This window comes from Winogradskya consettensis (assembly GCF_018332715.1).
Classification (GTDB): domain Bacteria; phylum Actinomycetota; class Actinomycetes; order Mycobacteriales; family Micromonosporaceae; genus Actinoplanes; species Actinoplanes consettensis.
Map to the genome: position 1 here is coordinate 178,238 of NZ_BOQP01000017.1, position 21,073 is coordinate 199,310.

Below are 21,073 nucleotides of genomic sequence, written 5' to 3' on the forward strand. Positions count from 1 at the left end.
ATCATCCATGAGCGATACGGCCGCGATCGAGCTCGTCGGCGTACACAAGGACTTCCTCTCCCACGGTGACACGGTGCAGGCCGTCAAGCCGACCGATCTCGCCGTGGGGCAGGGCGAGTTCTTCTCCCTGCTCGGCCCGTCGGGCTGCGGGAAGACCACGACCATGCGGATGATCGCCGGGTTCGAGGAGCCCAGCGGCGGGACCGTGTTCCTGGACGGCAACGATGTCACCGGGGTCGCGCCGCACAAGCGGGACGTCAACATGGTGTTCCAGTCGTATGCGTTGTTCCCGCATCTGACCGCGTACCAAAATGTGGCCTTCGGTCTGGAGCGCAAGAAGGTCGCCAAGGATGAGATCCGCCGCCGGGTCGGCGAGATGCTGGAGATCGTGTCGCTGACGGGGATGGAGAAACGATCGCCGCGCGAGATGTCCGGCGGTCAGCAGCAGCGGGTCGCGCTGGCCCGGGCGCTGGTGAACGGGCCGCGGGCGCTGCTGCTCGACGAGCCGCTCGGCGCGCTCGACCTCAAGCTGCGCCAGCAGATGCAGATCGAGCTCAAACGCATCCAGCGCGAGGTCGGCATCACGTTCGTCTACGTCACCCACGACCAGGGCGAGGCGCTGACCATGTCGGACCGCATCGCGGTGATGGAGGGCGGGCGCATCGACCAGCTCGGGACGCCGCGCGAGATCTACGAGAAGCCCGCGACCCGGTTCGTGGCCGGCTTCATCGGCACCTCCAACCTGCTCGACGGCTCGGTCGACTCGGTCACCGGCGGCGTCGCCCTGCTGGTCTTCGGTCCGGAGGAGAAGGTTCTGGTTCCGGTCCCGGCCTCGGTCACCGATGGCGCAAAACTCGAGATCTCGGTACGCCCGGAGAAGATCGACCTGAGCCGTGACGCACCCGCCGCCGCCGATTGCAGCGTGCTCACCGGCACCGTCCGCGAGGTCGTCTATCACGGCACGTCCACGAACTACACGGTCAGGACGTCCGCCGGCGCCGACCTCGTCGTGTTCGACCAGAACGCGTACTCCGCCGAGGATCTGGCCGGGCCCGGCGACCGCGTGTACCTGACCTGGAGCCCGCAGCACTCGTACCCGATCGGAGTCCGACCGTGACCGACCCCTCCCTCCTTCGTGGTTTGACCAATCGCCGCGACGTCCTGAAGATGTCCGGGCTCGCGGGCCTCGGCTTGGCCCTCGCCGCGTGCGGGGTGAAGGGCAAGGGCTCCCCCGGTGCCAGTGCCCCCGCCGCCGACGCGGTGGCGAAGTTCTGGGCCGGCAAGACCAGCAACGGCAAGCTGAACTTCGCGAACTGGCCGCTCTACATGGACCCGAAGCACCCCGAGCTGACGAAGTTCACGGCGGCGACCGGCGTGCAGGTGAAGTACGAAGAGGTCATCCAGGAGATGGGTCCCTGGTTCGCCAAGGTGCAGCCGCAGCTCGCCGCGGGTCAGGACATCGGGTACGACCTGATGGTCATCACCAACGGCATCCAGTTCAAGCAGTTCCGTGACTCCGGCTTCCTCGCGCCGCTGGACCATTCGAAGCTGACGAACTACGTGGCGAACGCCGATCCCGCGTACAGCAAGGAGGCCTTCGACCCGGGCAACGTGTACTCGATCCCGTGGACGTCGGGGATCACCGGCATCGCGTACGACGAGAAGAAGACCGGGCGCCCGATCACCGGCATCGCCGACCTGTTCGACCCGGCGTTCAAGGGCAAGGTCGGCATGTTCTCCGACACCTCCGAGCTCGGCAACTTCGGCCTCATGGCGCTCGGCATCAACCCGGAGAAGTCGACCGCCGAGGACTGGAAGAAGGCGGCCGCCAAGCTCAAGGAACAGAAGAGCCAGGGCATCCTGCGCAACTACTACGACCAGAGCTACATCGACGCGCTCGGCAAGGGCGAGGTGTGGATCACCCAGGCCTGGTCGGGTGACGTCTTCCAGAAGAACGTGTCCGACGGTACGGATTTCAAGTTCGTGATCCCCTCCGAGGGCGGCACGATCTGGACGGACAACTTCGCCATCCCGATCACCGCGAAGAACCCCCTCGACGCGATCAAGCTGATGGACTTCTTCTACGACGTGGCCAACGCCGCGACGCTCGCCGAATACATCAACTTCGTGTGCCCGGTGCCGGCCGCGCAGGCGCAGATCACCAAGGACGCCGCTGCTTCTACCGGGGATGACAAGGCGTCGCTGGAGGCCGTCGCCAGCAGCCCGCTCGTTTTCCCGGGCGCCGCCGACTACGCGAAGCTGCACTACTACCGCGAGTTCGCCACCGAGGCCGAGCACCAGGAGTACCAGGCCATCTTCGAACCCGTCGTCCTGAGCTGACCTGCGATGCGCCACCGTCTCGCGCCCTACCTGCTGGTCCTGCCCGGCGGGCTCTGGCTGCTGTTGTTCTTCGTCGTCCCGATGGTGACGATGCTGTCGCTGTCGCTGCAGGAGGGCGACGTCGTCAACGGGTACGTCCTGACGGGTCACTGGCAGACGTACGTGGACGCCATCACGAACTATCGCGTCCAGCTCGTCCGGTCGCTGATCTACGGGGCGATCACGACGGTGCTGCTGATCGTCGCGGCGTTCCCGGTGGCGTACTTCATCGCGTTCTACGGCAGGCGCCGCAAGGCGACGTTCCTGTTCCTGCTGTTGCTGCCGTTCTTCGTGTCGTTCGTGCTGCGGACGATCTCGTGGCGCTACATCCTCACCGACGAGGGCATCCTGCTCGGGCCGCTGAAGGACGCCGGGCTGCTGGCGGACAGCTTCCACATCCTCGGCACCCCGGTCGCGGTCATCCTCGGGCTGGTCTACAACTTCCTGCCCTTCATGGTGCTGCCGATCTATGTCGCGCTGGAACGCATCGACCCGCGGGTGGTCGAGGCCGCCCGCGATCTGTACGCGTCCCCGCTGCTCGCCTTCCGCAAGGTCGTCTTCCCGCTCGCGCTGCCCGGCGTCTTCGCGGGGGTCCTCATGACGTTCGTCCCGGCAAGCTCCGACTACGTCAACTCGGCGGTGCTGGGCAGCTCGTCGACCACGATGATCGGCCAGGTGATCCAGTCGCAGTACCTGGTCAGCTCCAACTACCCGACGGCGTCGGCGCTGTCGTTCACGCTGATGGCGGTGCTGCTCATCGGCGTCTTTGCCTACGCCCGGGCGCTCGGCACCGAGGACGTCATGAAGGTGGCCGCCCGATGAAGATCCTGCGCGCCTACACCTGGCTCGTGATCGCGTGGCTGACGCTGCCGGTCCTGGTCATGATCGTGTTCGGCTTCAACGACACCCCGGGGCGCTACAACCAGACCTGGGACGGCTTCACCCTCAAGTGGTACGGCAAGGTGTTCGCCCTCGACGAGCTCACCAGGGCCCTGGTCGTCTCGCTGGTAGTCGCTGTTCTGACGATGCTGATCGCCGGCGCGCTGGGCACCGGCATCGGGTACGCCCTGGGCCGCTACCGGTTCCGCGGCTCCGGCACGATCAACCTGATCATGTTCGCCACGATGTCCTCACCCGAGCTGGTCATGGGGGCCTCGCTGCTGACGCTGTTCGTGTCGCTCGGCGTCGGTCTCGGCGCGGCCACCATCACCATCGCGCACGTGATGTTCTCCATCTCGTTCGTGGCGGTCGTGGTCCGCGCCCGGGTGCTGACCCTGGACCGCTCGATCGAGGAGGCCGCCGCGGACCTCGGCGCGAACGGCTGGACCACGTTCTGGCGCGTCACGTTCCCGCTGATCCTGCCGGCCGTCGGCTCGGGCATGCTGCTGGCGTTCGCACTGAGCATCGACGACTTCGTGGTCACCAACTTCACCGCGGGCACCACGACGACGTTCCCGCTCTGGATCTGGGGCGCGACCCGCGTCGGGCTGCCCCCGCAGGTCAACGTGATGGGCACCCTGATCTTCCTGGTGGGCGTCCTGATCGCGGTCGGCACGACCGTCCGCTCCTCGCGTGTCTCGCGGGCCTGATCATGGCCCCGCCGGCTTCCCTGGCTGCTCTTTCAGGCGCGTCGCCCACGCCCTACTGGCTCGACCAGGACGCTGCCCCCGCGGCGCTGGACCCGCTGACCGGGGCCACCACGGCCGACCTGGCGGTGATCGGGGCCGGGTACAGCGGGTTGTGGACGGCGCTGCTCGCCAAGGAACGCGACCCCGGACGCGACGTCGTCGTGGTCGAGGCCGGGACGGCGGGCTGGGCGGCGTCGGGGCGCAACGGCGGGTTCTGCTCGGCGAGCCTCACGCATGGGTTCGACAACGGGTTGTCGCGCTTCCCCGACGAGGTGGACGCCCTCGAGCGGCTCGGACGGCGCAATCTCGACGAGATCGAGGAGGCCGTCGCGCGGTACGGGATCTCGTGCGGCTTCGAGCGTACGGGCGAACTGCATGTCGCGACCGAGCCCTGGCAATTGGCCTCCCTTGCCACGCTGCGTGACCGGGGGCTGCAGTTCCTGGACCGTGACGAGGTCCGGGCCGAGGTCGACTCCCCCACCTATCTCGGCGGGGTCTGGGACCGTGACGGATGCGCCATGGTCGACCCGGCGCGTTTGGTCTGGGGGTTGCGTGACGCGTGTCTGTCGCTGGGGGTGCGGTTCTACGAGAACACGCGTGTCGACCGGGTTGTCGCCGGCGGGGGTGGGCTACGGTTGCACACGCTGCGGGGGCAGCTCACCGCGGCCCGGGTCGCGCTGGCTACCGGCGCGCACACCACCCTGCTGCGGCGGCTCCAGCACTACGTCATCCCGGTTTACGACTATGCGCTGATGACGGCACCGCTGACCCCCGCCCAGCTCGCCTCGGTCGGCTGGCGGCACCGGCAGGGCGTCGGCGACTCCGGCAACCAGTTCCACTACTACCGGCTGACCAGCGACAACCGGATCCTGTGGGGCGGCTACGACGCCGTCTACTACCGGGGCGGGCGGATCAGCTCGGACCATGATCAGCGGGACGCCACCTTCGCGCTGCTGGCGCAGCACTTCGCGCAGACGTTCCCGCAGCTCGCCGACGTGACTTTCACCCACAAGTGGGGCGGGGTCATCGACGCGTGCAGCCGGTTCAGCTCTTTCTTCGGTACGGCTTTCAGCGGGCGGCTCGCGTACGCCGCCGGCTACACGGGGCTGGGCGTGGGAGCCACCCGGTTCGGCGCCAACGTGATGCTGGATCTGCTCAGCGGGCGGCGTACCCCACTCACTTCTCTGCAGTTGGTCCGCACGAAGCCGGTGCCGTTCCCACCGGAGCCCGTGCGCTCCGGGGTCATCCAGCTGACCCGCTGGTCGATCGCCCAGGCCGACCGGCACGACGGGCGGCGCAACCTGTGGCTGCGGACGCTCGACAAGGCAGGTCTCGGCTTCGACTCCTGAGTTACTCTCTAATTCCGGTAGGTCATAGAGGGTATCTCCGAGGGAGGCGTCCATGAGCGGCGAGACCGCCACCGCGCTGGCACAGGACCGGGTCATCGACATCACCACCACCGGGCGAAGGACCGGCTCACCGAGCCGCATCGAGATCTGGTTCCACCGGGTCGACGGGCGGTACTACATCACCGGCACCCCCGGCCGGCCCCGGGACTGGTACGCCAACCTCGTCGCCAACCCGGCCTTCACGTTCCACCTCAAGGTATCCGCGACCGCCGACCTGTCGGCCACCGCGCGGGCTGTCACCGACCAGGGCGAGCGCGCGAAGGTCTTCGCCGGCCTGCTCGCGCCGCTCCGCGAAATCACCAGCCGGCCGGGCCACGCACCCGAGTTCTGGATCGCGAGCAGCCCCCTCGTCGAGGTCACCTTCCCCTGACACCGCCGGTAGGCTCCGCGGATGCCACCTTGCATGGATGTGTACGTCTGGCTTCCGAGGTGCGATGCGGGCGCGTTCAGGCATTTCGTCGAACGGTATGTCGACCGGCGGAACCCGGGTGACGACAGGCTCGAGGCGTTCATTCGCGCCTACATCGACGGCACCGCGAGCGATGACGACCGGGCGGCGCTTGCCGACCTCGGGCGAGGCGACTCGCTGGGCGACGGTTTCTCGCTGTACGTCAAGGCGCGTGCGTACTACGGAGCGATCATCACGGTCACCCGTGACGGGTCCGCGGTGCTCGGCCTGAGCATCGATGACCCGGACGGGTCGGCGGCGGTGCTCGCCCAGGCCCGGGCCCTGATCGATCAGCTCCGGGGCGAGTTCGACTCGCCCGCCGGCTGCGCGGGGGAGGAACTGCCTCCCGCCCAGTCCTGGGAGGAATGGTCGGACGGCGGGCCGGTGCAGCTCAGAGTGGGCCACCTGCCCCGGGGACGCTGAAACGGCCGGCGCGGGCGCGGGCCGCCACCCGGCCCGCGCCCGCCGGAACGGGCGCGCTGCTAACCGGCGGTGGGTAGCGTCGCACCGTTCGTGGGTGGGTGGATCGGGTTCACCGGGGGTGCCGGCAGGGCGAGCGGGTGGGCCATCATCGTGTCCGCGGCCATGGCCTCGCCCTCCGCGGCGATGATCTTTGCTCGTTTCTCGCGCTCGGCTTCCGCCTGGCGGGCCATGGCGCGTTTCATGCTCTCCGGGAGCTGGATGTCCTTCAGCTCGACCAGGGTGACGACCACGCCCCAGTCGGCGGTGGTGACGTCGAGGATCTCGCGGATGCTGACGTTGATCCGGTCGGTTTCCGAGAGGGTCTCGTCGAGGGTGTGCTGGCCGACGACCTTGCGCAGGGTGGTCTGCGCGATCTGGTTGATCGCCGTCGCGACGTTCTCGATGGCGACCACTGATTTCACCGCGTCGACGACCCGGAAGTAGGCGACCGCGGACACGTCCACGCTCACGTTGTCGCGGGTGATGATGCCCTGCGACTGGATGGGCATGGTGACGATGCGCAGACTCACCCTGGTCAGGACGTCGACGAACGGGATGATCACGGTCAGGCCGGCCTGGCGGGTGCCGATGACCCGGCCGAGGCGGAACAGGACGCCCTGCTCGTACTGTTTCACGACCTTGATCGCGAGGGTGAGCAGCACCAGCACCACGAGGGCGATGACGACGAAAGTCCAGACAGCTGACATGACCCGGTCCTGACCCCGGCCGTAGCCGGATGTCCGCGCACGACATTCATGAGCCGCCGGGGTCTGGAGCGACACTTCGACTGTACCCGCTGGGCGGGCGTACAGTCGGGGTCATTCCAGTCCACTTGTCCGCGTACGCGCTGGCGGTTCTCCGGAGTTCAGGAAAGCCTCACCGGCCTCGGTGGACCGTCGTCCCAGCCTTGTCATCACCAAGTCATGGACCCCGCGCCCTGCTCAGGTCCACGACGTCAGGAAGTCCGATGGCAACACTGACCAACACCCCCGCGAGCGCGGACCGAATACGCCTCGAGCCGGTTCCGTACCACCACATGATGCTCGACGGGCGCTGGTGGCCCCGCTCGACCGACCCCTCGGCCGAGCTTGCCGCCCTGGTCGCCGCGGTGGGCGTCGCGCACGGGCCGGTCGCGCGGCTGCTGCTGAGCGCCGCCGGCTGGAGCAAACGGCCGCACAGCATCCCGGCCGCCGGCCGCACGGTCGACCTGGCCTACTTCTCCGACCAGCCACCGTCCCTGGCCACCGTCATCTGCACCGACGGCGACCGCCTCACCCTGCTGGTCACCCCCGCCGTGCCCGACACCAACCGGCCGTAGCCCGACGATCCGCCAGACCTCGAGCGGCAGGGCCTGCGGGTCACAAGGCCTACCAGCGACAGGGCCTGCGGGTCACAGGGCCTGCGGGCGATGGGGCGTGCAGGCGATGGGGCCTGTGGGTCACAAGGCCTGCGGGCGATGGGTCGCCGGGCGATGGAGTTACTGTGCGTCACCTTGGTCTGAGGTATGTGTCCTGCGCTGAACAATAATCGCCCCTCGTTTGACAGCCGCATCCATCAGAAGTTGCGGCATTCATGGGATTAGCGCAACATCTGGCGGCATTTTCCCCTCGAAGAATCGGGCCGATTGACTTCTTCGAGGGGGAACACGGGGTGTGACGCCCGGGATCCGTCGGGCAGTCCGCGGGAGGTGAACCTGCGCGGTGAGCGGGCCGCCATTCGCGAACTGGGACCCATCCGGGAGCCGCTGTGGCTGCGCACGCCGGGTCGCTGCCCTGTGACGGGAATTCGAAGCCGCCGGCAGCAGCGCTGCACGTGCGCCCCGGCCGGTCCTCCCGGCAGCGCCAGATCGGTCGAAGCCCCCGGGGGTGTCCCGATCATCTCGGTGCCGGCCTGCCCGCGGTCGCCGCGGAGATCAACGCTGCCCGCGGTCGCCGCGGAGATCAACGACCGGCAGGCAGGATCCGCGGGCAGGAGCAAGACCCACGAGCCGGTCAGGGCTGGGCGGTGAGCTCGACCGAGTGGATGCGGTCGTCGATGTTCAGGGCGTGGTGGGCGGTGATGAGCTCGTCGGCGCCGCATTCCTTGGCGAAGGCTTCGAGGTAGTCGTGGACCTCGGCGGCGGTGCCGACTGCGGTGTAGCGGGTCATGGCGGAGAGTTGCTGGCCGCCCGGGGAGGCCAGGAAGGTGTCGATCTCGGCATCGGTGTAGTTGCGGGCGATCGGGCCCCGGGAGATGAAGGCTCGGGTGCGGGAGCGGTAGGACGCGTTTTTCTGGGCGACCGCTTCGTCGTGGGTGTCGGCGGCGATGACGTTGACGCCGGCGATGGCGTAGGGCTCCGCCAGTTGGGCTGAGGGCTTGAACGTGTCGCGGTAGACGGCGATGGCCTGGATCAGGGCGTCCGGGGCGAAGTGGGAGGCGAAGGCGTACGGCAGGCCGAGGTGGGCGGCGAGCTGGGCGCCGAACAGCGAGGAGCCGAGGATGTAGAGCGGGACCGGGCCGTCGGGGGTGGGGACGGCCTGGACGCCGGGGATCAGGCTGTGGCCGGTGAGGTAGGCCTGGAGCTCCTGGACGTCCTGGGGGAACGTCTCGGCGGAGGAGTTGTCGCGGCGCAGGGCTCGCATCGTGGTCTGGTCGCTGCCGGGGGCGCGGCCCAGGCCCAGGTCGATGCGGTCGGGGAAGAGGGTGGCGAGGGTGCCGAACTGTTCGGCGATCACCAGGGGTGAGTGGTTGGGCAGCATGATGCCGCCGGCGCCGAGGCGGATCGACTCGGTGTGGGCGGCGACGTAGCCGATCAGCACGCTGGTGGCCGACGAGGCGATCGAGGCCATGTTGTGGTGTTCGGCATACCAGACGCGGCGGTAACCGCTGCGTTCGGCGGCGCGGGCGAGGGTGACGCTGGCCTCGAAGCTGTCGCGCGCGCTCTGCCCGGGGGCGATGGGCGCGAGGTCGAGGACGGAAAGTGGCGTAGACATATCCACTTGAACCTACTCCCGGATCCGCCCCCGGAAAGCCCTCACACCGTGACGGCGCTCACCGCGAGGGAACCGGCGACGGCGGGGGCGACGGCAGCGGCGGGGGAATCGGCGACGGCGAGGCCGATGGTGAGACAGTCGGCTGCGGATTGACCACCTCGCCGAACTTGCTGCCCTGGGCGAGGCGGGACGCCAGGTCGGCGACGCCCGTGCCGTTGCCGTGGCCGCGGGCCCAGCGGCTGACCACGCAGGCCGCCTGACGGTACGGGAGGTCGTTGCCGTGCTGCGTGCTGGAGAACCAGTCGGCGTCGACGACCGGGAGGGCCAGCTCGTACGGCATCAGGCAGCGTTCCGGGGTGCCGACCGGGGCGAGGTAGCGGGGGTCCTGCGAGACCAGGACCGCGAGGCCCTCGTCGAACCAGTCGGGGACGGAGTTCGCGGACGCGCCGAGGAGGTGGTGCAGTTCGGCGTGGCTGAGCTCGTGGGTGGCGATGGTCTCGGTCGCGCCCGCCGGGGAGAGCATGAGCGAGAACTCGCCGAGGGCCTTGCCCTTCTCCCCTCCCCCGCCGATGTGCCGGTAGCACGTGTCGGTGGCGCAGATCAGGATGCGCGGGTTCGCGGTGCGGTCGCCGTAGAAGTAGTCGAGGCGGGCGCGGGCGCCGTCGATCATCGTGCGGTAGTGCGGGTCGTCCGTCTCGGCCCAGACGTTGCCGCCGAGGTTGTGCAGGCCGTAGCAGGCGGGGCAGACGGTGACCGCGACGGCGGGTGCGGCGAGGACCGTGACGCCCACCCCCGCACCGAGGATCCCGGCGACCAGGGCGGCTATCAGAAGACGACGCTTGCGCACCGCGGGAGGATAGCCGAGTCCGGTGAATGGCGAAGGGACACAACGTTGAGAACAGGATTCGGCGCCATGCACCTGGCGCCGGAACCGGCCGCAGCCCGGGACAACGCACTCTCCGTGGCGCGCGGTCGAGCGGGGGGTCACTCTCATCGACACCGCCCATTTGTACGAGCGGGCAGCAAACGAGCGGCTGCGGAGGGACCGGCTGGGGGTTACTACAGCTGGATCGGGTGGATCCGGAGGTGCCGCTCGCCGAGCAGGGGGGACGCTGCGTGACCTGCGGGACGAAGGGCTGATCGGACTTTCCGATATGAGGCCCGGCAGCTCGCGGAGGCCCGGGAGGTCACCACGATCGACGCGGTGCAGAGCCGATACAGCCTGTTCGACTGAGACCGCTTTCCCCTTTAAGTGGAGAACCGGACGGACTGCACGTTTGAATGCTGGACCATGCTTGCAGCGTGGGCCGAGTCCACGTCCCGGGTCGGGATCGGGGCTCTCGTCGCCTGCAACAGCTACCGCAACCCCAAACTCCTCGCTGACATGGCCCGGACGGTCGACCACATCTCCGAAGGCCGAGTCATCCTTGATATCGGCTCAGGCTGGTTCGAAAGTGACTACACCGAGTACGGCTATGAGTTCGGTACGGCCGGTGGCCGCCTCTACGCCCTCGCAGAGGCGCTGCCCCGCATCGAATCCCGCTGGGAAAACTCAACCCGAAGCCCACCAGCAACATCCCTGTCCTGATCGGCGGCGGAGGTGAGAAGAAGACCCTGCGCCTGATGGCGAAGCATGCCGACATCTGGCACAGTTTCTCCGACACCGCCACCCTGGAACGCGAACTCGGCATACTCGCGGGCCACTGCGCCGACCTCGGCCGCGACCCAGCCGAGATCGAGATCTCGGTAATGGGTAAGACCGAGGACCGCGACAAGATGTACGAGTTGGGCGCACGTCTGTTCACCGTCCACACCGGCGACCCCACCGAACTCCGCGAGTTCATCGCCTGGCGTGATCCCCGCAACGCATGACGCAACCGGGCAGGAGACCGATCGAATCATGATCAGCCCTGCCAAGGCTTCCTAGCGCTGGGCGGCCCAGTAGTCAAAGCGCTCCTGCTAGCCCGGGAAGGCCGGTCTTCTCACGAGTTCACCCCGGAAGTGTCGGGCTGGAGAACTCTGTTCGGCAACTCGGCAACCTCGGACAGCACTGGCCGACATCGCCCGTGATCCGGTCGAGATTGAGATCTCAGTGATAGGCAAGACCGCCGACCGCGACAGGATGTACGAACTCAGAGCCCGCCTCGTCACCACCCACACCGGCGGCCCACCCCCGTCATCACCGATTTCCTCACCTGGCGCGACAAACGCAGCGCATGACCATAACGGCTGCCCATGTCGTGCGTGTGGCAAGAGTTCGGTGGACCGTGGATGAGGGAGTACCAAGCCGGAAAGGGCCAGGCCGGCCTCGACCAGTACCAGGTCCGCCGCTGGACCGCATGGCACCGGTTCGCCACCCTTGTTCTGGCAACCCTCGGCATCCTCGCGATCTGCGCCGCTACCGAAGAAGCCCTGGACGAAGGCCCCGAGCATCCGGACATGGTCCGTTGATCGTCGACGAGATACGCCGCTTCATTAACATCTCGCTACCTCGGGCCATAGGCTGTATCACCCATCGTTCGCGCTGATCACGATGACGACGCCGTCTACGGGCACGAACCAAGCAAGCCCACTGCAATCGCCGCCTTCATTTTCGAACCTCAGTGAGTGTTTAGATAGGTGTCGGACGGCGTGTCCGGGGGGTGTGGCTGCGGAGCGTTCAGGGTCGGGTGATGGCTCGTGAACGGACGTATCCCTCGGACCTGACCGATGATCAGTGGGAGGTCATCGAACCGATGCTCCCGCTGATCAAGGAGCCCGGCCTGCCACCGAAACACCCGTTCCGTGACCTGGTAGACGCGATCTTATATATCGATCGGGCGGGGTGTTCGTGGCGGCAACTGCCGGCAGACTTCCCGCCCTGGGAAACCTGTTACGGCTGGTTCCGCAGGTGGCAGGCCCGTGGAGTTACCGAGCGGATCCTGGACGAGTTGCGTGAGCAGATCCGCCTCGCCGAGGGACGCGACGCCGAGCCGACCGCAGGGGTCATCGACTCGCAGTCCGTTCGCGGTGCGGACACCGTCGGCCGCGACACCCGCGGCTTTGACGCGGGTAAGAACGTCAACGGGCGTAAGCGTTTCATCGTTACCGACACCCTCGGCCTACTCGTCCCCGTCACCGTATTGGCTGCGTCGTGGCAGGACCGCGACGGCGCGAAGACTGCCCTACTGAGCGTCTATCTGGCCACGCCGATCCGGCATGTGTTCGCCGATCAAGGCTTCGCCGGCCGGCTCGTCGGCTGGGCCGCGACCATCTTGCGGATGATGATCGAGATCGTGCCTAAGCCCGCCGAGCAACGCGGGTTCGTCGTCCACCGCAAACGCTGGGTCGTCGAACGAACCCTGGCCTGGCCTGGCTGATGCTGCACCGGCGACTTGCCCGTGACCACGAACGTGATCCCGAAGTGTCCGAAGAAATGATCCGCTGGGCTGCGATCAGCCAGATGCTACGACGACTCACCCGAGGTGGACCGACCCGCCACCAGCAACGACGACAAACCCGAACCACCACCATCTAAACACTCACTCAGCCATGATCACGTATGGCGGCTCCGCCTACCTGCACATCGAAACACACGGCCCACCTGAAATGATAGGCAGAGTGAAGAAAACCTTACCCGGGATGACTCAATGGGGTTAAATCCTAACCCAGCCTTGGCCGGGACGTTTTCTGCTGTTATTTTCGACCTGCGGGGCACAGCAGTGAACATGACGAACCACCGGACGGTAAACCCCCAAAATAGTGGTGGACCACACCTTCCGCCGGTCGCTTTCCTCAGGCACACATATCGCAAATTCCACAAAGGAGGAAGCATTGGCAAATGCGGCGCGACAGGCACTCGAAGAATTATACCGATACAACACAATATCTGATCATCCTGTCGGCCAGGGTGGATGTGGTCAGGTGTGGAAATGCCATGACCTACTGTTTGATCGAGTCGTAGCCATCAAGACGATCAGCGAGTTCCTGTCGTTATCTTTGAATGACACCGCACGACGGACCTTCGTCAGAGAGGCCCAGGCAGGTGCCCGGCTCGGTCGGATATCCCGCCACGTCGTCAAGGTCATCGACCTCGGCATGATCAGGGATACCCCCTACTTCGTCATGGAATGGATCGAGCGGCCGCCAGGGAAATCCAAAATAGATCTATCCGGAGACGTCGGCGCCGTCTCCGTGGCTCGCATGAAAAAAATCATGTTCGAGGTTTCCGATGCTGTTGCCACCGCACATCAGAGCGGAATTGTACACAGCGACATCTCGCCGTGGAACTTCCTGTACGATCCCGCCGAGAAAGTTTACAAACTTTCCGACTTTGGACTGTTGAAAATCATCGAAGAAACATTGGTCAGCCGCGGTAGTGGGAGTCTGCTCGTCGGAGGCCGAGCCGACTTCTTTCCGCAGAGTGTCCGCGCTGGCGCCGAGCCGATCTCCTATGCATCCGACGTCTACGCACTCGCAGTTACACTTCGCGTCATCCTTGAAGGAGAAGGGTGCCTTTCCCGGAACGGGGGAAAGATCCTCCCGACGCCCGGCGTAATACCGGTCAGGCATGAAGGCGGGCGCGATGCACCTTCCCAGGTTCGCCTTCTCGTGGAACGTTTTGTGGATGGCCACGGACCAGGTGACACCGTGATCGACTTCCAACGAATGCTTCAGCAGATACCCTCCTGACGCGAGAGATGGTTTCACCATGCCCGAAAGCCGGTCGATTTGCTTCCTCCCCTCAGGAGAGATGCTCCGTCTACAGCCGGTGGGACACTGGTTGCAGAGGTTCGCGGAATTCACTCAGCGGAGCGCACAGGAGATAGTTCTCCCTGCTGTCGGATTCTCGGGGCCTCTCTTCAGTTCGGTCGTCCATCCAGCTCCTCTGACGTACAAACGCAATAATCTCCTGCCGCAGTGGGTCGCGGATTCAAGAGACGGCCTCGGTGATGACGGGGTCGTCTGGGGATCGATCATTGTCGAGATGGGCTTCCTGAACAACGAGGCCCTCTGGCTGACCGATCAGTTTGGTGATTCACTTCCGCAGGTCTGTCTGGTCAACCCGACGGTCCAAGAGATCATCGGGGACCTGATCGGTGAAGTTATCGGCTCCGGTGTCGACGGCATCGTCCTGGATATCACCGACGCTTACCCGAATTCGTCGGCCCCTGGGCGACTCGGTTACATCCTGCACTGCTTCTGTGACTTCTGCATGCAAGCCTTAAAGCTCAAAGGTTTCAACGAGTCAAGAGAGGCGTTCATTAAGGAACCGCTTCTGAGCCAATTGATTCTGCACACCGCTCAGGAGGACGGCGGCGGTGTGGAGCACATCGATCCTCCGCAGGAGTGGCTGGACGGCCGCGACGTTTCCAATCTGATCGCGCTCGCCATCGCCCGAAGATTCGTCCCCGAGGATGCGGAGAACCTTCAGTCGGTCGCGTCACGACTGTTGGCGTACATGCGGGCGAGGGTGGCCGTCACCGCGGACGCGGTCCGGACCACCCTCGCACCGGCACGCGCGGCGGGGAGACGAACGGCGGTGGTACTGGGCGACCACAAGGCAGATCTAAGTCAAATGGTCACCCTCGCAGCCCTCGATCAGGCGAAGAGCGCCGACGAATACTGGTTGCCGTTCGCTCCCGGACGGAACCTCACGCCCGGAGACTGGCGCGCGGTGCAGTTCCTGGCCGGCCGATCGACCTACTATTTCAACGCCTTCTTCGAGACGGTTGAGACGGCTTCGATGCGTCTCGTAGTGGGTGGAATAGAGTTTTTCCTCCAGGACCTGCTGAGAAGCTCGAAGTCCCTGATGAATAACAAGCTCGGTGCTGGCTCCGTCTATGCCTCTGGCAAGCTGAAGCAGTTCGAGGGATTCGCGGGAGTTCCGTTGAGCCAAGACGACCACATCAAGCTGGTCGAGCACCTAACCAGCGCTGTTACAGGGGACGTGCTGCCGCCGGACCTCCTAAAACGCTTCCGTATCGCAACCGAGACGCCGACCTCGAACGACTCGGATGAAGCCTCCATCGTTTAGCAATGCGGCGTGCATCGTTAATAGCAATCTTTCATTCCCCAGAATGTGGCCGCGGAGGGGATCACGCTCACGCAGAAGCAGATGGGGCGGCTCAGCGGCGTTCCCAGAGGTCGCGCAGGGCCGTGCCGTGCAGGGCCGCGTTGATGCCGAGCCAGCGGAGGGGTTCTGGTTCCCAGGGACGGGAACGGTGGCCGACCCACGGGAGGGTGGTGCGGTCGGTGAGGTTGCCGGAGATGAGGTCGGCGAGGGTGCGGCCGCCTAGGTTCGCTGCTGCTACGCCGTCGCCGACGTAGCCGCCGGACCAGGCGATGCCGTTCTGGATGCCGACCGAGGGCATCCAGTCGCGGGGGATGCCGAGGGGGCCGCCCCAGGACGCGGCGATCGGTGGGGTGATGCCGAACAGGTCGGTGATCGTGCGGCGCAGGGCGGCGAAGACCGATGGGACGGTGTCGTAGGCCGGTTTTACTGTGGAGCTGTAGTGGTACGGGGCTCCGCGGCCGCCGAAGGCGAGTCTGTCGTCTGCTGTGCGTTGGCCGTACACGACGAGGTGTCTTTCGTCGGTGAAGGTCTCTCGCCTTGCGAGGCCGATGCGGTCCCAGGTCGCGGTGTCGAGGGGTTCGGTGGCGATCATGAGGGAGTAGACCGGGGCGATCGCTCGTCGGTGGCCGGGCAGGGTGGAGGTGTAGCCCTCGAGGGCGCGGACGATCGTGGCGGCGCGGACCGTGCCGTGGCTGGTCTCGACCGTGCCTCGGGTGATGCGGTGGACGCGGGTTCCCTCGTGGATGGTGACGCCGCGCCGTTCGACGGCGTCGGCCAGGCCGCGGACGAGTTTGGCGGGGTGCAGGGCGGCGCAGTCCGGGCTGTAGGTGGCGCCGAGGACGTCGGTGGCGCCGCATATCTTGGAGGCGGCCGCGGCGTCGATGAAGTCCGGGGACTGCGACGCGCGCTTGAGCTGGGGCTGCGTGCGGGCAAGGGTGATGGTGCCACCCTTGGCGTAGTCGCAGTCGATGCCCTCGGCGGCCGCCACCCGGCCGACCTCGTCAACCGTGTCCGCGAGGGCCTTGGTCATGGCCTGCGCCTGGGTCTCGCCGTAGCGCCGCTCGAGTTTGTCGAAGGCGACGGGGAACAGCCCCGAGCACCAGCCACCGTTGCGTCCCGAGGCCCCGAACCCGCAGTAGTCGGCTTCGAGGATCACGATGCGCAGGTGCGGGGCGGCGGCGGCCAGGTAGTAGGCGGTCCACAGGCCCGTGTAGCCGCCGCCGACGATCGCCACGTCGGCGCTGGTGTCGCCGGGCAGTGGGGGGCGTTTGTCGACGGCGAGACCGGAGAGCCAGAAGCTCGGCGTCAGATCTTGGTCCATGCCTCGCTCAGCACCGTACGCAGGATCTGCTCGATCTCCTGGAAGTGTTTCTCCTCGCAGATGAGCGGCGGGGCGAGCTGGATGACGGGGTCGCCGCGGTCGTCGGCGCGGCAGTAGAGCCCGGCCTCGAACAGCGCCTGGGACAGAAAGCCGCGCAGGAGCCGGTCGGACTCGGCCATGTCGAACGTTTCCTTGGTGGCCTTGTCCTTGACGAGCTCGATGCCGAAGAAGTAGCCGTCGCCGCGGACGTCGCCGACGATCGGCAGGTCACGCAGCCGGTCGAGGTAGGAGCGGAACACGTCGGTCTGGGCGCGGACGTGGCCGTTGAGGTCCTCGCGCTCGAAGATGTCGAGGTTGGTCAGGGCGACGGCGGAGGCGACGGGGTGCCCGCCGAACGTGATGCCGTGCGCGAACGTGGCGGTGCCGTGCAGGAACGGCTCCACCAGGCGTTCCGAGGCGATCATCGCGCCCATGGGGACGTACCCGGAGGTGAGGCCCTTGGCGCAGGTGATGATGTCGGGGGTGTAGCCGTAGCGCTGGGAGCCGAAGTATTCGCCGAGCCGGCCGAACGCGCAGATCACCTCGTCGGAGACGAGCAGGACGTCGTAGCGGTCGCAGATCTCGCGGACCCGCTGGAAGTAGCCGGGCGGGGGCGGGAAGCAGCCGCCGGCGTTCTGCACCGGCTCGAGGTAGACGCAGGCGACCGTGTCGGGGCCCTCGAACTCGATGGCCTCGGCGATGCGGTCGGCGGCCCAGATGCCGAACTGCTCCTCGCTCATGCTCTCGTCGGGGCGGCGGTAGTAGTTGGTGTTCGGGACGCGCATGGTGCTGGGCACGAGCGGCTCGAACTCCTGCTTGAGCGCGGGCAGGCCGGTGATCGACAGGGCGCCCATGGTGGTGCCGTGGTAGGCGACCGCGCGGGAGATCGCCTTGGTCTTCATGGGCTTGCCGGTCAGCTTGAAGTAGCTGCGGGCCAGTTTCCAGGCGCTCTCCACGGCCTCGGAGCCGCCGGTGGTGAAGAAGACCCTGTTCAGGTCGCCGGGGGTCAGCGACGCGAGGCGTTCGGCGAGCTCGACCGCGGTCGGGTGCGCATAGGACCAGACGGGGAAGTAGGCCAGCTCGGCGGCCTGTTTCGCGGCGGCCTCGGCCAGCTCGGTGCGGCCGTGGCCGGTCTGCACCACGAACAGCCCGGACAGGCCGTCGAGGTAGCGCTTGCCGTGCTGGTCGTAGATGTACGGACCGGAGCCGCGCACGATGACCGGCACCTCCCCGGCATCCGGCCCGGTGTAGCTGGAGAGCCGGGTGAAGTGCATCCAGAGGTGGTCGCGTGCCGCGGCTGACAGGTCCTGAGTCATCTGGTTCCCCACGCATAGGTCTGTTTCGCGAGCTTGAGATACATGAACGTCTCGGTGGCGGCGACGCCCTCGACCGCCCTGATCTTGTCGTTGAGCAGCTCGAGCAGGTGCTCGTCATCGGTGCAGACGAGCTCGACGAGCATGTCGTAGCCGCCGGCGCAGATCACCACGTAGTCGACCTCCGGGATGGCGGCGATCTCGTCGGCGACGCGGCGCATGTCGCCGAGCACCTTGACCCCGACCATCGCCTGGCGGGCGAAGCCGAGCGTCAGCGGGTCGGTGACCGCGACGATCTGCATCAGGCCGCCGTCGAGGAGTCGCTGCACGCGCTGGCGCACGGCGGCCTCGGACAGCCCGATGGTCTTGGCGAGCGTCGCGTAGGACATCCGTCCGTCGCGCTGCAGGTGCTCGATGATCTGCTTGTTGGTGGAGTCCAGCGTCTGGTCGGTCACGCCAGGATTGTTCCACCTGTCCCGGCGTGTCCCGCGGACAAGTCGTCAACCACGGGCATCTACGTTTATCGCAGCTTTCCGGCCTCTTGACAAGTGTTTCCGTCGCCACAACGCTCGCAGAACAATGTTTCGGTTCTTCGATCTAGGATGGCGCATGCGGATCCTCTCCATCGGTGCCGGCGGTGTCGGCAGTGCCGCGGCGCTCATCGCGGCCCGGCGCGGCTTCTTCGACCGCTACGTGGTGGCCGACTACGACCCCGCGCGCGCCGAGCGGGCGGTCGCCGGGCTCGATGACCGGTTCACCGCCGCGCAGGTCGACGCGTCCGACGCCGGGGCGGTCGCCTCGCTGTGCCGCGCGCACGCGATCACGCACGTGCTGAACGCCGTCGACCCGCGGTTCGTCATGCCGGTCTTCGAGGGCGCCCTGGCCGCCGGCGCCGACTATCTGGACATGGCGATGTCGTTGTCGGACGCCGCGACCGGGGTGCGCCTCGGGGACACTCAGTTCGCCGCCGAGGCGCAGTGGACGGGGGCGGGCCGGCTCGCGCTGGTCGGGATGGGGGTCGAGCCGGGCCTGTCCGACGTCTTCGCCCGCTACGCCGCCGACCACCTGTTCTCCGAGATCGACGAGATCGGCATCCGCGACGGCGGCAACCTGGTCGTCGAGGGGTACGACTTCGCGCCGTCGTTCTCCATCTGGACCACCATCGAGGAGTGCCTGAACCCGCCGGTCGTCTACGAGCGGGACCGGGGCTGGTTCACGGTCGAGGCGCTCAGCGAGCCGGAGCTGTTCGACTTCCCCGGCGGGATCGGGCCGGTCGAGTGCGTGCACGTCGAGCACGAGGAGGTGCTGCTCATCCCCCGCTGGGTGGGGGCACGGCGGGTCACGTTCAAGTACGGGCTGGGCAAGGAGTTCATCGACGTACTGCGGACGCTGCACAAGCTCGGCCTCGACCGGACCGCCCCGGTGCTGGTCGGCGGGGTGCCGGTGTCTCCGCGTGACGTGGTGGCCGCGGTGCTGCCCGACCCGGCGACGCTCGGCGCGCGGATGACGGGTGCGACGTGCGCGGGCACGCTGGTGTCCGGGCTCGACAAGCAGGGCCGGCCGAGCACCGTCTACCTCTACCACGTGGTCGACAACCAGTGGTCGATGAGCGAGTACGGGTCGCAGGCCGTGGTGTGGCAGACCGCGGTGAACCCGGTGGTCGCGCTGGAACTGCTCGCCGCCGGCACGTGGTCGGGCAGCGGCGTCCTCGGCCCGGAGGCGTTCGACGCCGTGCCCTTCCTCGACCTGCTCACGGCCTACGGATCGCCCTGGGCGCTACGCGTGCAGTAGGGCACCTGCCAGGATCTCCAGGCCGCGGTCCAGCTCCCGCTCCCCGATGACCAGGGGCGGGAGAAAACGCAGGACATTGCCGTACGTCCCGCACGTCAGCACGAGCAGGCCCGCGTCGTGACAGGCCTTCGCAATGCGCACCGTACGCACGGAGTCCGGCTCGATCGTGCCCGGCTTGACCAGCTCGACGGCGAGCATCGCCCCGCGCCCCCGGACCTCGGCACCTTCCGGGGCGATCCGCTCAAGCGCCGGCAGCATCCGCGCCTCGATGCCGCGCGCCGCCGCGTTCAGGTCCAGCTCGCGCATCGTCTCGATGGCCGCGAGCGCCGCCGCGCACGCGATCGGGTTGCCGCCGTACGTGCCGCCGAGGCCACCGGCGTGCACGGCGTCCATCAGCTCCGCGCGCCCGACCACGCCCGCGATCGGCAGGCCACCGCCCATGCCCTTGGCTGTGGTCACCAGGTCGGGCTCCACGCTCTCGTGCTCGGAGGCGAACCAGGACCCCGTACGGCAGAAACCGGTCTGGATCTCATCGGCGACGAACACCGCGCCGGCGCCTTTTGCCCAGGCCGCGATCGCCGGGAGGAACCCGGGCGCCGGGACGACGAAACCGCCCTCGCCCTGGATCGGCTCGATCACCACGACCGCGACGTTCGCGCCGCCGACCTGCTCCTCGATCGTGTCGATGGCCCGGAGCGCCGCCTCGGGCCCGCTCAGCCCGCCGTCCCGCAGCGGGTACGACATCGGCACCCGGTAGATCTCCGGCGCGAACGGCCCGAACCGGTGCTTGTACGGCATCGACTTCGCCGTCAGCGCCATCGTGAGGTTCGTCCGCCCGTGGTAAGCGTGGTCGAACACGATCACCGCCGGCCGCCCGGTCGCATGCCGCGCGATCTTGACGGCGTTCTCCACCGCCTCCGCCCCGGAGTTGAACAGCGCGGCCCGCTTCTCGAACGAGCCCGGCGTCAACTCGATCAACTGCTCGCACACCGCGACGTACGACTCGTACGGCGCGACCATGAAACAGGTGTGGGTGAACCGCTCCACCTGCGCCCGGACCGCCTCGACGACCCGGGGCGCGCTGTTGCCGACGTTCGTGACGGCGATCCCGGACGCGAAGTCGATCCACTCCCGGCCGTCGACGTCGGTGAGCGTGCCACCCCCGGCGTCGCTCACATAACTGCTGATCACCGAGCTGACACCGCGCGCGACGGCCGCCGACCGGCGTTTGTGGACTTCTTCGGACGACGGCATGC

The 21,073-nt window shown here is 67.2% G+C and carries 21 protein-coding genes and 1 pseudogene; 15 read left to right on the plus strand and 7 right to left on the minus strand.

Going from position 1 to position 21,073, the window contains the following annotated elements:
* Positions 1-7: 7 nt before the first annotated feature.
* Genes Aco04nite_RS17945 through Aco04nite_RS17975 form a run of 7 tightly spaced genes read left to right on the plus strand, consistent with a single transcriptional unit; the run spans position 8 to position 6,287 of the window.
* Positions 8-1,117, plus strand: coding sequence for an ABC transporter ATP-binding protein (locus tag Aco04nite_RS17945; protein ID WP_212998372.1), 1,110 nt, complete (start codon positions 8-10; stop codon positions 1,115-1,117).
* Positions 1,114-2,340 carry a polyamine ABC transporter substrate-binding protein gene (locus tag Aco04nite_RS17950; RefSeq protein ID WP_280519351.1) on the plus strand — a complete coding sequence of 409 codons (1,227 nt, stop codon included), beginning with the start codon at positions 1,114-1,116 and terminating at the stop codon, positions 2,338-2,340. Before Aco04nite_RS17945 ends, Aco04nite_RS17950 begins: the two co-directional genes overlap by 4 nt.
* A gap of 6 nt (positions 2,341-2,346) precedes the next feature.
* The gene (locus tag Aco04nite_RS17955) at positions 2,347-3,201 is read left to right on the plus strand and encodes an ABC transporter permease (RefSeq protein WP_212998373.1); all 855 of its coding nucleotides are present in this window, start codon (positions 2,347-2,349) and stop codon (positions 3,199-3,201) included.
* Positions 3,198-3,968 carry an ABC transporter permease gene (locus Aco04nite_RS17960; RefSeq protein WP_212998374.1) on the plus strand — a complete coding sequence of 257 codons (771 nt, stop codon included), beginning with the start codon at positions 3,198-3,200 and terminating at the stop codon, positions 3,966-3,968. The genes Aco04nite_RS17955 and Aco04nite_RS17960 overlap by 4 nt, the downstream gene beginning before the upstream one ends.
* A 2-nt stretch (positions 3,969-3,970) precedes the next feature.
* Positions 3,971-5,356, plus strand: a complete 1,386-nt coding sequence (locus Aco04nite_RS17965) for an NAD(P)/FAD-dependent oxidoreductase (protein WP_212998375.1) — start codon at positions 3,971-3,973, stop codon at positions 5,354-5,356.
* A gap of 52 nt (positions 5,357-5,408) precedes the next feature.
* Positions 5,409-5,786, plus strand: coding sequence for a nitroreductase family deazaflavin-dependent oxidoreductase (locus Aco04nite_RS17970; RefSeq protein ID WP_212998376.1), 378 nt, complete (start codon positions 5,409-5,411; stop codon positions 5,784-5,786).
* A gap of 33 nt (positions 5,787-5,819) precedes the next feature.
* Positions 5,820-6,287, plus strand: a complete 468-nt coding sequence (locus tag Aco04nite_RS17975; RefSeq protein ID WP_212998377.1) for a hypothetical protein — start codon at positions 5,820-5,822, stop codon at positions 6,285-6,287.
* A 59-nt stretch (positions 6,288-6,346) separates the two neighbouring features.
* Here Aco04nite_RS17975 and Aco04nite_RS17980 read toward each other — a convergent pair whose 3' ends face one another.
* Entirely contained in the window at positions 6,347-7,033 is a 687-nt protein-coding gene (locus Aco04nite_RS17980) for a slipin family protein (RefSeq protein ID WP_212998378.1), read from the minus strand.
* 260 nt (positions 7,034-7,293) lie between these two features.
* Here Aco04nite_RS17980 and Aco04nite_RS17985 point away from each other — a divergent pair, with 260 nt between their 5' ends.
* Positions 7,294-7,644 (plus strand): DUF5994 family protein, encoded by a 351-nt coding sequence (locus tag Aco04nite_RS17985; RefSeq protein ID WP_212998379.1) that lies wholly within the window; start codon positions 7,294-7,296, stop codon positions 7,642-7,644.
* A gap of 673 nt (positions 7,645-8,317) precedes the next feature.
* Here the strand turns inward: Aco04nite_RS17985 and Aco04nite_RS17990 are convergent.
* Positions 8,318-9,298: an LLM class flavin-dependent oxidoreductase gene (locus Aco04nite_RS17990; protein ID WP_212998380.1), complete on the minus strand. Its 981-nt coding sequence runs from the start codon at positions 9,296-9,298 to the stop codon at positions 8,318-8,320.
* Between the two features lie 58 nt (positions 9,299-9,356).
* A complete protein-coding gene (locus Aco04nite_RS17995; RefSeq protein WP_212998381.1) occupies positions 9,357-10,145 on the minus strand; it encodes a hypothetical protein in 789 nt (262 codons plus the stop codon).
* Between the two features lie 444 nt (positions 10,146-10,589).
* Between Aco04nite_RS17995 and Aco04nite_RS49640 the strand changes: the two genes are divergently transcribed.
* From Aco04nite_RS49640 to Aco04nite_RS18020, 6 genes and pseudogenes are all read left to right on the plus strand, one after another.
* Positions 10,590-10,886, plus strand: coding sequence for an LLM class flavin-dependent oxidoreductase (locus tag Aco04nite_RS49640; RefSeq protein WP_280519352.1), 297 nt, complete (start codon positions 10,590-10,592; stop codon positions 10,884-10,886).
* Positions 10,886-11,170: a hypothetical protein gene (locus Aco04nite_RS49645; protein ID WP_280519353.1), complete on the plus strand. Its 285-nt coding sequence runs from the start codon at positions 10,886-10,888 to the stop codon at positions 11,168-11,170. The genes Aco04nite_RS49640 and Aco04nite_RS49645 overlap by 1 nt, the downstream gene beginning before the upstream one ends.
* 399 nt (positions 11,171-11,569) lie before the next feature.
* Positions 11,570-11,749: a hypothetical protein gene (locus Aco04nite_RS18005; RefSeq protein ID WP_212998382.1), complete on the plus strand. Its 180-nt coding sequence runs from the start codon at positions 11,570-11,572 to the stop codon at positions 11,747-11,749.
* Positions 11,750-11,913: 164 nt separating this feature from the next.
* Positions 11,914-12,885 (plus strand): annotated as a pseudogene (locus tag Aco04nite_RS18010) (IS5 family transposase).
* Positions 12,886-13,042: 157 nt separating this feature from the next.
* Positions 13,043-13,969, plus strand: coding sequence for a serine/threonine-protein kinase (locus tag Aco04nite_RS18015; RefSeq protein WP_212998384.1), 927 nt, complete (start codon positions 13,043-13,045; stop codon positions 13,967-13,969).
* A gap of 19 nt (positions 13,970-13,988) precedes the next feature.
* Positions 13,989-15,314 (plus strand): hypothetical protein, encoded by a 1,326-nt coding sequence (locus Aco04nite_RS18020; RefSeq protein WP_212998385.1) that lies wholly within the window; start codon positions 13,989-13,991, stop codon positions 15,312-15,314.
* 91 nt (positions 15,315-15,405) lie between these two features.
* Here the strand turns inward: Aco04nite_RS18020 and Aco04nite_RS18025 are convergent, their stop codons facing one another.
* From Aco04nite_RS18025 to Aco04nite_RS18035, 3 genes are read right to left on the minus strand one after another with little or no spacing between them, the layout of a single operon-like run.
* Entirely contained in the window at positions 15,406-16,674 is a 1,269-nt protein-coding gene (locus tag Aco04nite_RS18025) for an NAD(P)/FAD-dependent oxidoreductase (RefSeq protein ID WP_212998386.1), read from the minus strand.
* A complete protein-coding gene (locus Aco04nite_RS18030) occupies positions 16,659-18,029 on the minus strand; it encodes an aspartate aminotransferase family protein (RefSeq protein ID WP_203835991.1) in 1,371 nt (456 codons plus the stop codon). The genes Aco04nite_RS18025 and Aco04nite_RS18030 overlap by 16 nt, the downstream gene beginning before the upstream one ends.
* Entirely contained in the window at positions 18,026-18,481 is a 456-nt protein-coding gene (locus tag Aco04nite_RS18035) for an Lrp/AsnC family transcriptional regulator (RefSeq protein ID WP_203835990.1), read from the minus strand. The genes Aco04nite_RS18030 and Aco04nite_RS18035 overlap by 4 nt, the downstream gene beginning before the upstream one ends.
* 154 nt (positions 18,482-18,635) lie before the next feature.
* Here Aco04nite_RS18035 and Aco04nite_RS18040 point away from each other — a divergent pair, with 154 nt between their 5' ends.
* Positions 18,636-19,817 carry a saccharopine dehydrogenase family protein gene (locus Aco04nite_RS18040; protein ID WP_212998387.1) on the plus strand — a complete coding sequence of 394 codons (1,182 nt, stop codon included), beginning with the start codon at positions 18,636-18,638 and terminating at the stop codon, positions 19,815-19,817.
* On the opposite strand, the gene gabT is transcribed toward Aco04nite_RS18040, so the two are convergent.
* Entirely contained in the window at positions 19,803-21,071 is a 1,269-nt protein-coding gene (gabT, locus tag Aco04nite_RS18045) for a 4-aminobutyrate--2-oxoglutarate transaminase (RefSeq protein ID WP_212998388.1), read from the minus strand. The genes Aco04nite_RS18040 and gabT overlap by 15 nt on opposite strands.
* Between the last annotated feature and the right edge of the window lie 2 nt (positions 21,072-21,073).

Bases quoted from the DNA above. Each gene is read 5' to 3' on its own strand.
- Aco04nite_RS17945 (WP_212998372.1), top strand. From the start codon at position 8: ATGAGCGATACGGCCGCGATCGAGCTCGTCGGCGTACACAAGGACTTC.
- Aco04nite_RS17955 (WP_212998373.1), top strand. From the start codon at position 2,347: ATGCGCCACCGTCTCGCGCCCTACCTGCTGGTCCTGCCCGGCGGGCTC.
- Aco04nite_RS17960 (WP_212998374.1), top strand. From the start codon at position 3,198: ATGAAGATCCTGCGCGCCTACACCTGGCTCGTGATCGCGTGGCTGACG.
- Aco04nite_RS17965 (WP_212998375.1), top strand. From the start codon at position 3,971: ATGGCCCCGCCGGCTTCCCTGGCTGCTCTTTCAGGCGCGTCGCCCACG.
- Aco04nite_RS17970 (WP_212998376.1), top strand. From the start codon at position 5,409: ATGAGCGGCGAGACCGCCACCGCGCTGGCACAGGACCGGGTCATCGAC.
- Aco04nite_RS17975 (WP_212998377.1), top strand. From the start codon at position 5,820: ATGGATGTGTACGTCTGGCTTCCGAGGTGCGATGCGGGCGCGTTCAGG.
- Aco04nite_RS17980 (WP_212998378.1), bottom strand. From the start codon at position 7,033: ATGTCAGCTGTCTGGACTTTCGTCGTCATCGCCCTCGTGGTGCTGGTG.
- Aco04nite_RS17985 (WP_212998379.1), top strand. From the start codon at position 7,294: ATGGCAACACTGACCAACACCCCCGCGAGCGCGGACCGAATACGCCTC.
- Aco04nite_RS17990 (WP_212998380.1), bottom strand. From the start codon at position 9,298: ATGTCTACGCCACTTTCCGTCCTCGACCTCGCGCCCATCGCCCCCGGG.
- Aco04nite_RS49640 (WP_280519352.1), top strand. From the start codon at position 10,590: ATGCTTGCAGCGTGGGCCGAGTCCACGTCCCGGGTCGGGATCGGGGCT.
- Aco04nite_RS18005 (WP_212998382.1), top strand. From the start codon at position 11,570: ATGAGGGAGTACCAAGCCGGAAAGGGCCAGGCCGGCCTCGACCAGTAC.
- Aco04nite_RS18020 (WP_212998385.1), top strand. From the start codon at position 13,989: ATGCCCGAAAGCCGGTCGATTTGCTTCCTCCCCTCAGGAGAGATGCTC.
- Aco04nite_RS18025 (WP_212998386.1), bottom strand. From the start codon at position 16,674: ATGGACCAAGATCTGACGCCGAGCTTCTGGCTCTCCGGTCTCGCCGTC.
- Aco04nite_RS18030 (WP_203835991.1), bottom strand. From the start codon at position 18,029: ATGACTCAGGACCTGTCAGCCGCGGCACGCGACCACCTCTGGATGCAC.
- Aco04nite_RS18040 (WP_212998387.1), top strand. From the start codon at position 18,636: ATGCGGATCCTCTCCATCGGTGCCGGCGGTGTCGGCAGTGCCGCGGCG.
- gabT (WP_212998388.1), bottom strand. From the start codon at position 21,071: ATGCCGTCGTCCGAAGAAGTCCACAAACGCCGGTCGGCGGCCGTCGCG.